Source organism: Phenylobacterium sp., assembly GCF_030681155.1.
In the GTDB taxonomy this organism is placed as follows: Bacteria; Pseudomonadota; Alphaproteobacteria; order Caulobacterales; family Caulobacteraceae; genus Phenylobacterium.
The window spans coordinates 68,977-79,979 of record NZ_JAUXXE010000039.1 but is presented as its reverse complement, the minus strand read 5'-3'; the positions used below and the strand labels follow the sequence as shown (position 1 = coordinate 79,979).

The 11,003-nt window shown below is 65.4% G+C and carries 7 protein-coding genes and 1 pseudogene; 1 reads left to right on the top strand and 7 read right to left on the bottom strand.

Annotation, left to right across the window (positions count from 1 at the left end; genetic code table 11):
- The 4 genes and pseudogenes from Q8M13_RS10350 to parE all read right to left on the bottom strand — a co-directional run.
- Positions 1 to 307 (bottom strand): annotated as a pseudogene (locus tag Q8M13_RS10350) (GGDEF domain-containing protein); the annotation flags it as partial.
- A 99-nt stretch (positions 308 to 406) separates the two neighbouring features.
- The gene (locus Q8M13_RS10345; protein ID WP_305299874.1) at positions 407 to 2,029 is read right to left on the bottom strand and encodes a DEAD/DEAH box helicase; all 1,623 of its coding nucleotides are present in this window, start codon (positions 2,027 to 2,029) and stop codon (positions 407 to 409) included.
- Between the two features lie 226 nt (positions 2,030 to 2,255).
- A complete protein-coding gene (locus Q8M13_RS10340) occupies positions 2,256 to 3,392 on the bottom strand; it encodes an acyltransferase (RefSeq protein ID WP_305299873.1) in 1,137 nt (378 codons plus the stop codon).
- A 28-nt stretch (positions 3,393 to 3,420) separates the two neighbouring features.
- Positions 3,421 to 5,481 (bottom strand): DNA topoisomerase IV subunit B, encoded by a 2,061-nt coding sequence (gene parE / locus Q8M13_RS10335; RefSeq protein ID WP_305299872.1) that lies wholly within the window; start codon positions 5,479 to 5,481, stop codon positions 3,421 to 3,423.
- 110 nt (positions 5,482 to 5,591) lie between these two features.
- On the opposite strand from parE, the gene Q8M13_RS10330 reads away from it, so the two are divergent.
- Positions 5,592 to 6,575, top strand: a complete 984-nt coding sequence (locus Q8M13_RS10330) for a Gfo/Idh/MocA family protein (protein WP_305299871.1) — start codon at positions 5,592 to 5,594, stop codon at positions 6,573 to 6,575.
- Here Q8M13_RS10330 and Q8M13_RS10325 read toward each other — a convergent pair.
- From Q8M13_RS10325 to Q8M13_RS10315, 3 genes are all read right to left on the bottom strand, one after another.
- Positions 6,572 to 8,887, bottom strand: a complete 2,316-nt coding sequence (locus tag Q8M13_RS10325; RefSeq protein WP_305299870.1) for an acylase — start codon at positions 8,885 to 8,887, stop codon at positions 6,572 to 6,574. The genes Q8M13_RS10330 and Q8M13_RS10325 overlap by 4 nt on opposite strands.
- A gap of 151 nt (positions 8,888 to 9,038) precedes the next feature.
- Positions 9,039 to 10,448: a type I glutamate--ammonia ligase gene (gene glnA / locus Q8M13_RS10320; protein ID WP_305299869.1), complete on the bottom strand. Its 1,410-nt coding sequence runs from the start codon at positions 10,446 to 10,448 to the stop codon at positions 9,039 to 9,041.
- A 38-nt stretch (positions 10,449 to 10,486) separates the two neighbouring features.
- Complete coding sequence (locus tag Q8M13_RS10315) at positions 10,487 to 10,825, bottom strand: P-II family nitrogen regulator (RefSeq protein ID WP_304806654.1); 339 nt, start codon at positions 10,823 to 10,825, stop codon at positions 10,487 to 10,489.
- Between the last annotated feature and the right edge of the window lie 178 nt (positions 10,826 to 11,003).

Genomic DNA, 11,003 nt, shown 5'->3' with positions numbered 1-11,003 from the left:
GGCTGACGGCGTCGAGTTCCTTGGTCAGGGCGTCGCCGGCGTCGCGGATCTGATCGTTGAGCTTGGCCTTGGGGAGGAAGGCGGCGGCGAGTTCGTCCGCGACGGTGTCGGTGAATGCCTCGCCTGCCGACAGCAGCCGGGCGATCTCACGGCCGAGCGCGCTATCGGGCTCACCGACATAGTGGGTCCAAAGCTCGAAATTGACCGCCGTGGGCCAGACCTGGTGGGCCTCCATGGCGTCCATGGCTTGTCGCGCCAAAACATAGGCGCCAGGGCCGCGCAGCTTGGTTTCGATGTCGCCCGACATTCTGTCTTTCCCGATCCCGGAGGCTCTGCATTTCGCGCAGAGCTTCAGTACTTGCCGGGAAGCCTAGTCGACATAGCCGAACGAGCAGTTAAGGGCGATCTATTCTGTTGTGGACGGTCGCGGCGGCACACGAAGCAAGAAAGCCGGCGTGTCATTCCCGAAGCCTACGACGCTGTCGCGGTCGTCGTGGTCGTCCCGGCGCGGGCGATCTTCACGGCGAGGAGGGCGTGCATCGCGTTGCGGGCGCTCGTCGCGTTGAGCACGCTCTTCACGTTGCGGACGTTCATCGCGGCGCGGACGTTCTTCGCGTTGCGGTCGCTCTGCGCGAGCCGGAGCCGGAGCCGGAGCCTCGACCGCGGCTGCGGTCGCGACCTCGGACTTTGGCTTGGAGCTGCTGCGAGCCTTGCGGCGGGGAGCGACTTCCTCGCCCTCGCTCGGCGTCGGAGCGACGATGGCGTCCATCGAGGCGACTTCGCCGTGCGGTTCGATGCGGCGCGGGCGCTGCTCGCGGCCGCCGCGATCACGACCGCCACGGTCACGGCCGCCGCTGCGTTCGCGGCGCTCGTCCTTGATGCTGGCGAAGTCAACGCCCTCAAGCACGACTTCTTCCGGGTTCTTGCCGGTCAGCTTCAGCACCTTGTCGATGTTCTTCGCATCGGCAGGCGTGACGATCATGTAGGCCTTGCCGCTGCGGCCAGCGCGGCCGGTGCGGCCAATCCGGTGCACATAGTCGTCGGCGTGGTGCGGTACGTCGTAGTTGAAGACGTGGCTGACGTCCGGAACATCGAGGCCCCGGGCCGCGACGTCCGAGGCGCAGAGCAGCTTGAGCTCTCCCTTGCGGAAGCTCTCCAGCGTGCGCGTACGGGTCGCCTGGTCGAGGTCGCCATGGATCGGCGCAGCATCGAAGCCGTGAGTCTTGAGCGACTTGGCGACGATGTCGACTTCAGATTTCCGGTTGCAGAAGACGATGCCGTTGCGCACGTCGTCGGCGGCGATCAGCATGCGCAGTGCGGTGCGCTTGGCTTTCGGATCGGAGGTCGGCAGGCGCACGATATACTGCGAAATCGTTTCGGCGGTGGTCGCCGGGCGGGTCGCCTCGATCCGAACCGGATCGTTGAGGAACTGTTTGGTGAGCCGGGTGATCTCGGGCGGCATGGTCGCCGAGAAGAACAGCGTCTGCTTCTTCGCCGGCGTCAGTTTGAAAATTCGCTCAATGTCGGGAATGAAGCCCATGTCCAGCATGCGGTCGGCTTCGTCGACCACCATGATCTGGACGCCGGTCATCAGCAGCTTGCCGCGCTCGAAATGGTCCAGCAGGCGGCCTGGCGTGGCGATCAGGACGTCGACGCCCCGATCAAGCTTCAGCTCCTGGTCCCCAAAGGAGACGCCGCCGATCAGCAGCGCCCAGGAGAGGGTCCGCTTCTGGCCCTTGGAGTATTTGTCGAAGGAAGCGGCGACTTGGTCGGCCAACTCCCGCGTCGGAGCGATAACGAGGGCGCGCGGCATGCGCGCCTTCGAACGCCCCGCAGCCAGGCGTTCGATCATCGGCAAGGTAAAGGCGGCGGTCTTGCCGGTGCCGGTTTGGGCGATGCCAAGAACGTCGCGGCCTTGCAGCGCGACGGGGATGGCCTCAGCCTGGATCGGCGTGGCGGTCGTATAGCCGGTCTCGGCCACAGCCAGAAGCGTAGCGGGCGACAGGCCCAGTTCGGAAAATTCGGTCATTCAGTTGCAATGGGGGCGGCGCGCCCGCCCAAAAAAGGAAGTGAGCTTGCAAGCCGCGGCGGCGCGGACGGCGATCGTCACGCGCGGCGGCAAGATACGGCGTGCGAGCTTCAAGTCAAACGCGTTCTGTAGCTAGTAGTTCACAGCGCCCCACGGTTCGGCCCGCGCCAGGGTTAAATCAGCCGTGGTAGGCGGGGGGGCATGGTGAAGACGAGGCCGCTCGACGTCAGGCCGCGACGGCTGGCTCGACCGCCGTCGAGCGTGACGGAACAAAGCGTCGGGCGATCCGCCGACCCATTTGGATCCCCGGAGTCTCGACAAAGACGAACAGTCCCCAGGCGAGCGGGATAACCGCTGCGGAGGTGACGAGTACGGCGAGCGGGAAAGTGATGCCCGAACCGCCGGGCAGGCGCTGAATAGCGTCGTATACCCCCAGGCGGCTCAGGCCGAAGATCACTTGCGGGTGAGCGAGATAGACGCCGAAGCTGATCTTGCCGAGTAACTGCGTGACAGGATTCGACAGGACACCCGGTGGCCGGAGCGCCATGCCCAGGCAGAGAAGGCCGAATGGCGCGCCCCAGGCGGCCATATAGAGGACGTTGCGATACACGCCAGCGTCAGGCCGAGTGAAGATGGGAGCGACGGCCCATGCGACCACCGTCAGGGCCAGGGCCCCGAAGGTCAGATAGCTCCCCAGCCGTGCGGGTGTCAGGCGGAAGAGTTGGAAGGCGATCAGGCCAAACCCGAAATACGGAAGATTGAAGGCGACCCCGTGGACCACGAACGACGGGTTCACCTTCAGCTTGCTTCCGACAATCGCGTAGGCCACTGCGCCCGCGGCGAAGATGGCCGTGAGGAAGATCGCGCGGGGCAAGGTGGTGGCGATTGCCAGCAGAAGCGGAAAGGCCGCGTAGAACAGCATTTCGACGCCGATCGACCACGAGGCCGGCGCGATGCCATCGACAATGTGCGGGCTCATATTGAACACGAACCCGAGGGAAAGGGCGATGTCTCCCAGTGAGGGCATGTCGTAGCCCTGGGCCTTGATGCTCATCAGTTGGACGGCTACGGCGAGGTAGTAGAGCGGCGCGATGCGCAGCACCCGCCGCAGATAAAACTCGGCGGTTTGCGCCTTGGTTGAGAGCTTACCCTCATAGCCGTAAGCGAGGCTGAATGCGCTCACGACGAAGAACAGCGGCACCCCGTAGCCGAAGAACAACTTCATGAATTCGAGGCTGTGAGGCACCGGCGCCTGGGTGAGGTGGATCACATGGAAGATGACGATCGCGAACGCAGCGTAGGCGCGCAGCGACTCCACACCTGGAAGGTGCGGGCGGTAGGCGTGCGAAGCGGCTACGGCCATTTCAATCCCCGTGGCGGTATGGCCGAGCCTAGACGTCGAGGTCGGCGACTGCGAACTCGGCGTTTTCCTGGATGAAGCGGAAGCGCAGCTCGGGCTTGCGGCCCATCAGCGCCTCGACCAGATCCTCGACGCTTTCCTCGGCGCGGGGCAGGGTCACGCGGGCCATGGTCCGTGTGGCCGGATCCATGGTGGTTTCCTTGAGCTGAGCCGGCATCATCTCGCCCAGGCCCTTGAAGCGGCCGATCTCGGGCTTCTTGCCTTTGAACTCGGTGGCCAGCAGTTCCTCGCGGTGCGCGTCGTCGCGGGCATAGATGGTCTTGCCGCCGTGGCTCATCCGGTAGAGCGGGGGCAGGGCCAGATAGAGCCGCCCCGACCGGATCAGGTTCGGCATGGTCCGGTAGAAGAAGGTGATCAGCAGCGATGCGATGTGGGCGCCGTCGACATCGGCGTCCGTCATGATCACCACGCGCTCGTAGCGCAGGTCCTCTTCCTTGAATTTCGATCCGCCCTGGACGCCCAGCGCCAGCATCAGGTCGGTCAGTTCCTTGTTGCCGCCCAGCTTGTCGAGCGTGGCCGAGGCGACGTTCAGGATCTTGCCGCGCAGAGGCAGGATCGCCTGGGTGCGCCGATTGCGGGCCTGCTTGGCCGAGCCGCCGGCGGAGTCGCCTTCGACGAGGAAGATTTCAGTGCCGTCGGTGGCCTGGCCCGAGCAGTCGGCCAGCTTGCCCGGCAGCCGCAGTTTGCGGGTCGCCGAGGCGCGCTGGACGTCCTTGTCGCGCCGGCGCTTCAGGCGCTCTTCAGCGCGTTCGATCACGAACTCCAGCAGGGCCGAGGCGGCCTTGGGCTGGGCGGTCAGCCAGTGGTCGAAAGGATCGCGCAGGGCGTTCTCGACCAGCTTCTGGGCGTCGGAGGACGACAGCCGCTCCTTGGTCTGGCCCTGGAATTCGGGGTTGCGGATGAAGACGCTGATCAGGGCGCCGGCCTGGGAGATCACGTCCTCGGCCGTCAGGATGCTGCCGCGCTTCTCGCCGGTGAGTTCGGCATAGGCCTTCAGGCCGCGGGTGAGGGCCGCACGAAGGCCCGCCTCGTGGGTGCCGCCCTCAGGGGTAGGAACGGTGTTGCAGTAGGACTGCATGAAGCCGTCGGCCTCGCCGAAGCCGGCCGGGGTCCAGGTCAGGGCCCACTCGACGGCGCCGCCTTCGCTCTTGCGTTCGATGCGCCCGGCGAAGGGTTCGGGGGTTACGGTCTCGATGCCCTTGACCCGCTCGGCCAGGAAGTCGGCCAGGCCGTTCGGGAAGCGGAAGGTCGCTTCGGCCGGAGTCTGGTCATGGATGCGCGACGGATCGCAGCTCCAGCGGATCTCGACGCCGCCGAACAGATAGGCCTTGGAGCGCGCCATCCGATAGAGGCGGGCGGGCTTGAAGATCGCGCCTTCGCCGAAGATCTGGGCGTCAGGCAGGAAGCTGATCGCCGTGCCCTTCTTCCGGGTCGGGTTCAGCTTTTCAATGCCGCCCAGCGGTTTGCCGCGGCTGAATGACTGGCGCCACTCGAAGCCGTCTTTCCAGGCGGTGACATCGACGCGCTCGGACAGCGCGTTCACAACGGAGACGCCCACGCCGTGCAGGCCGCCTGACGTCTCGTAGGCCTTGCCGGAGAATTTACCGCCCGAGTGCAGGACGGTCATGATGACTTCAAGCGCCGACTTGCCGGGATGCTTCGGGTGCGGGTCGACCGGGATGCCGCGGCCGTCGTCCTTGACGGTCAGGACGCCATCGGCGTCCAGCCGAACTTCGATCACCTTGGCGTGGCCCGCGACGGCCTCGTCCATGGCGTTGTCGAGGACTTCGGCGAACAGGTGGTGCAGGGCGCGCTCGTCGGTGCCGCCGATGTACATGCCCGGCCGCTTGCGCACGGGCTCCAGGCCTTCGAGGACCTCGATGTCCTTGGCCGAATAGCCGCCAGCCGGCTCCTTGGCTCCCAGCACGACGGGGTCGGGCCGCGGCTCATGGCTTTCGGCCAGCGGCGCGGCGGGCGCGGGATTCAGCGCGTCGTCGAAGAGGGAAGCTTGCGGAGTGGGGGGCTGGGACATGCTGCCGGGAAAATGGAACGATTCGAGACCGCCCCATATGAATCGCCGTCCATGCGAATGCAATGTAGCCAAGCGCCACGCGCCGTCGCGGACTGGGGAAGGAAGCAATTATGAGTGGGCAAAGCACCAAGCCGCTGCGGATCGGCATACTGGGCGCTGCGCGGATCGCACCGATGGCGCTGATCGGCCCGGCGAAGGCGACCGGCGTGGCCCAGGTCATGGCCGTCGCCGCCCGCGATCCTGAGCGGGCGCGAGCCTACGCCGCCGAACACGCGATCCCCAACGTCGCCGAGGACTACGAGGCGCTGATCGCCCATCCAGAGGTAGACGCGGTCTACAATGCGCTTCCCGCCTCGCGACACGCAGACCTGACGGTCGCGGCGTTGCAGGCTGGCAAGCCAGTGCTTTGCGAGAAGCCGTTCGCCATGACGCTGGCGGAAGCCCAGCAGATGGTCGCGGTGGCCGATGCGCGCGGCCTCGTCCTGATGGAGGCGTTCCACTATCGCTACCATCCGCTGTTCGCGCGGGTGCTGGAGATCGTGGCCAGCGGCGAGATCGGCGATGTCCGCCGTCTGGAGGCGGTGTTCTCAACCTCGATCGAGGCGACAGCGACGGAACTGCGCTACGACCCCAGCCTGGGCGGCGGCGCGCTGATGGACCTGGGGACCTACTGCCTGCATTGGGTCCGCACGGTGGTCGGCGCCGAGCCGGAGGTGAGAGCCGCCAAGGCGATGATCGGGGCGACGGGGGTCGATATCTCGACCCAGGCGACCTTGGCCTTCCCGCGCGGCGTCAGCGCCGAAATTTCCTGCGACATGGCCGGCCCGGTTCGCGCCACTCTGGAGATCGAGGGGCTAGAAGGGCGGCTGAAGGTGATCAACCCGCTGGCGCCGCAGATGGGCCACCTGATCGAGGTGAGCGTCGAGGGCGAGGAGGCGCGCCGCGAGACCGTAAGCCGTGATCCGACCTATGACTTCCAGCTTCGCGCCTTTGTCGATGCGGTGCGCGGGGCCGCGCCGGCCCTTACCGGCGGCGCCGACGCGATAGCCCAGATGGCGGCGATGGAAACCATCGCCGCCATGTCCAGGGCTTAGTTCCCCTTCAGGACCAACACTGGGCCGGCGCCGTCCTTGGCGATGTCGGCCTTGCTGAAAGGCAGGCGATGCCAGCCCTTCTTCGAGTAGAGCCAGGTCTGGTCTGCAAAGTGCGGCGAGGCCGGATCGGCCGACTGCGAATAGGACAGCACCGCATCGGCAACCGGTCCCTTGTCGTCGAAGCTCACGACCTGGATGTAGCTGGAGCCGTGATAGGGCACGTAGCCTGCAGCCTGAGCGTTCCAGCGCGCCTGCTGGGCGTTCAGCACGCCGTCGCCGCCTTCGCCGCCGTGAACGGGGATCTTCTGGTCGCCCCGAACCGCGAAGTGGATGGAGCCATAGGACGCGTCCAGCGGGGTCTTCTGGCTTTCGAGCACCTCGACGGCGCCGGCCATCGCGGCCAGCAGTTTGGCCGCGGTCTCGCTGTCGGTCTTCAATCCGCGCGGGGTGTGGACCGGATCTGCCGGATCGAAGGGGGTGACGTAGAGGTTGGGGATCTTCTGGGCCAGGCGCCAGAACTCGACGAAGACGTGGGCGCCGACGCTCTCGTTGTCCATGCGGCGATCCCACTTCGCCAGGACGGCGCAGGCGGTCTTGATGTCGATGGTCTTGCCGGCGGCGGTGGTGGCCGTGGGGCTGGCCCCGCAGGCCTTCAGCGCGTCGTCGAGATATAGATCGGCGGCCAGGTTGCGGTTCCAGAACAGCATGGTCTTCACCTTCTCGATGTCGAAGGTGTTCCCCGCCAGTCCATCCTCGCCGGCCAGGCGACGATCGATTTCGATGATCCCGGAGCGCGTGCGCAGGTTCTGCGGAATAGCCGCCGGGCCGACCAGCGGCGAGAAGGCCGCCATCGGCGCCTTGGCGTTGGCCAGCCAGTAGCTGTCATTGCTGTTGGCGACATAGTCGGTGCGGATCATCGCCGGCATGGTGACGCCGGGCATCAGGCCAGGGGCGTCCCAGTCGCAGGCCGAACGGGCGCCATCCAGCACATAGATCCGGGCCGAGGCGGCGAGGGCGGCCGCTGGGGCGCTGGGCGCGCAATCCTTCAGCTTCTGAGCCGAGACGTTCGGCGTCGCGGTGATGTCGGCGTAGAGCGCATCGCCATGGCGGTCGGCCGCGATGGTGTTGACCCACGGGATGCCGAGCGTCTGCTCGATGACCTGCTTGATCTCGCCCACCGACTTGGCGCGGCTGATCCGCAGCCATGTGTCCGACGAGTTGGAGTTGCCGCGGTTGGCGTCCCGCAGGGCGTAGGCGGTCTTGGTGTTCCAGGTCAGCCCCGCCTGCGGCATGACCACCACCGGGCCGTAGCTGGTGGTGTAGAAGGTGCGGGTCTGCGGGCCGGTGGGGGTTTCGACCGTGACGCTCTTGCGGTCCATCGCATGGCGCTTGCCGTCCACCAGATAGGCGGTGGGATCGGCCGGATCGAGCGCCAGTTCAAACAGCGTGAAGTGGCGGTCTGTCGACACCGTATGGGTCCAGGCGACGTCCTTGTTGAACCCGATCGACATGCCGGGGCCGCCGGCGATGGTCACGCCCATCACGTCGAACTTGCCGGGAATGGTCAGGTGGGTCTGGTAGAAACGGTTGGTGCCTTCCCAGGGGAAGTGCGGATTGCCGAGCACCAGGCCGGACTTGTTGGTGGTGACTTCGCGCCCGAAGGCCCAGCCGTTGGAGCCCAGGCCGATCATCTCGGCCATGTTGGGCAGGCCAAGGCTGGCGGCTGGTTTCAAGGCGGCGTCCGCTGTGGGCGGGACGGCGGCGTTGGTTTGGCGCAGCCACGCGCCTCCGCTGGCCTGGATCATCCGCTCCTCGTTCAGGCGCAGCATGTCGTCGACCGTGATGGGCCGCAGCCAGGCCTTGTCGCCGCACTCGGCCGGCAGCTTGTCCTTGGGCGTGTCGGCCAGATAGCGGTTGAAGCCGGCGACATAGCCATCGACCAGTTCGCGATAATCGGCCGAGCCCTTGGCGCGTCCGGCGCGCAGATTGTCGATGTCGGTGTTGGCCCGGAAGAAGAAGTCGCTTTCCAGGTTCTTGATGTCGGTGAAGGCGATGACAGTGGTGGCGTCTGGCCCGAAGTGCTTTGAGCGCTCGCCGTTCACCGTCACGACCTTGTCGGCGAGCAGGCAAAGGTTGTCCTGGGCGAAGGTGTAGCCCTGGCCATAGCCGATGCCGCGGTAATTCTTGGCGGTGATGTGGGGGATGCCGAACTGAGTGCGGACGACTTGCGCCTCATAGGTCGCCGCCTGGGCGCCGGTGGCCATGCTCGCGCCCAGCACCAGGGCGGCCGTCGTCAGAAACTTCATCGTCATTGCGTTCCCCCTCTTGCCCGCGTGTCTCCGCAAGCTTGGCCGGGGATGACGGCTGATTGAACAGCGTCCGTCAACGCCAGAGGTGGGACGCAAAGAAAAAGGGCCGTGGATCACTCCACGGCCCCTCTGAAATCGCCTCAGGCGGTTTCGATTAGCAGGAATAGTACATGTCGAATTCGACCGGGTGCGGATGCAGTTGCAAGCGCATGACTTCCTGCATCTTCAGCTCGATGTAGGCGTCGATGAAGTCGTCGTCCATGACGCCGCCGGCCTTCAGGAAGCCGCGGTCCTTGTCGAGGTTTTCCAGAGCTTCACGCAGCGAGCCGCAGACTTCCGGAACCTTCTTCTGCTCGCGGGGCGGCAGGTCGTACAGGTTCTTGTCCTGGGCCGCGCCCGGGTCGATCTGGTTGATGATGCCGTCCAGGCCGGCCATCAGCAGGGCCACGAAGGTCAGGTAGGGGTTGCCCATCGGGTCCGGGAAGCGGGCTTCGATGCGCTTGGCCTTCGGCGAGTCGACGTGCGGGATGCGGATCGAGGCCGAACGGTTGCGGGCCGAGTAGGCCAGCTTCACCGGGGCTTCGTAGCCGGGCACCAGACGCTTGTAGGAGTTGGTGGTCGAGTTCGAGAAGGCGTTGATGGCCTTGGCGTGCTTGATGATGCCGCCGATGTACCACAGGCACATCTGCGACAGGCCGGCGTACTTGTCGCCAGCGAACAGCGGCTTGCCGTCGGCCCAGATCGACTGGTGCACGTGCATGCCCGAACCGTTGTCTGCGAACATCGGCTTGGCCATGAAGGTCGCCGACTTGCCGTAGGCCGCGGCCACGTTGTGGATCACGTACTTATAGAGCTGCATCCGGTCGGCCATGACGATCATGGTGTCGAACTTCAGGCCGAGTTCGTGCTGGGCCGGCGCCACTTCGTGGTGGTGCTTTTCCGGCTTCATGCCGAGCTCGCCCATGACGGCCAGCATTTCGCCGCGCAGGTCTTGCGCCGAGTCGACCGGGTTGACCGGGAAGTAGCCGCCCTTAGGACCCGGGCGGTGGCCCATGTTGCCTTCGGCGTACGCCTTGCCGGTGTTGGCCGGCAGTTCGGTCGAGTCGTAGGAATAGCCGGTGTTGTGCGGGTCGGTGGACCAGCGCACGTCGTCGAAGATGAAGAACTCGGCTTCAGGGCCGAAGAACACGGTGTCGCCGATACCGGCCGACTTCACGTAGTTCAGCGCCGCCTTGGCGATCGAACGCGGGTCGCGGTTGTAGGGGGTGCCCGTGTCGGGGTTCACGATGTCGCAGAACAGGCAAAGCGTGGTCTGCTGGTAGAAGGGGTCGATATAGGCCGTGTCCAGGTCGGGACGCAGCTTCATGTCGCTTTCGTTGATCGCCTTCCAGCCCGCGATCGACGAACCGTCGAACATCGTGCCGTCGGTCAGGAATTCCTCGTCCACCAGATCGATATCGAAGGTTACGTGCTGCATCCGACCGCGAATGTCGGTGAAGCGCACGTCGACGTACTTGACGTCCTTTTCCTTGATCTCGTTCAGAATGTCCTGGGCGCTAGCCATTGGTCTTATCCCCTTGAAGAAGTCTCGATAGCCTTGATTCAGACGGCCGCGGCGCCGGTCTCGCCGGTGCGGATGCGCAGGACGTCGGTAATTTCCGAAACGAAGATCTTTCCGTCGCCGATGCGACCGGTACGGGCCGCGCCTACGATGGATTCGAGGGCGGGCTCAAGCTGATCGTCCGAGACAACCACCTCGATTTTGATCTTGGGCAGGAAGTCGACGACGTATTCGGCCCCACGATAGAGCTCGGTATGGCCCTTCTGGCGGCCATAGCCCTTGGCTTCGATCACGGTCATGCCTTGAACGCCCAGCTCCTGCAGGGCTTCCTTCACCTCGTCGAGCTTGAACGGCTTGATGATGGCTTCGATCTTTTTCATGACCAGGTTTCACTCGTGCGACGCCGCCCCTGCGGTTCGGGGCTACGAGCACGCTCCAGCAGCGGGCGACAAGAGGGAGGGGCTTGCGGTTCCGTCGCGGGAGCGTGCGATGATGTTAATGCCGTAATTTTAGTCACAAGGCGCCCAAATAGCGACCAGCGCCGCAAACGCATAGCCC

Coding starts and splice junctions, on each gene's coding strand:
- Q8M13_RS10340 (WP_305299873.1), bottom strand. CDS start 3,392: ATGGCCGTAGCCGCTTCGCACGCCTACCGCCCGCACCTTCCAGGTGTG.
- Q8M13_RS10330 (WP_305299871.1), top strand. CDS start 5,592: ATGAGTGGGCAAAGCACCAAGCCGCTGCGGATCGGCATACTGGGCGCT.
- glnA (WP_305299869.1), bottom strand. CDS start 10,448: ATGGCTAGCGCCCAGGACATTCTGAACGAGATCAAGGAAAAGGACGTC.
- Q8M13_RS10325 (WP_305299870.1), bottom strand. CDS start 8,887: ATGACGATGAAGTTTCTGACGACGGCCGCCCTGGTGCTGGGCGCGAGC.
- Q8M13_RS10315 (WP_304806654.1), bottom strand. CDS start 10,825: ATGAAAAAGATCGAAGCCATCATCAAGCCGTTCAAGCTCGACGAGGTG.
- Q8M13_RS10345 (WP_305299874.1), bottom strand. CDS start 2,029: ATGACCGAATTTTCCGAACTGGGCCTGTCGCCCGCTACGCTTCTGGCT.
- parE (WP_305299872.1), bottom strand. CDS start 5,481: ATGTCCCAGCCCCCCACTCCGCAAGCTTCCCTCTTCGACGACGCGCTG.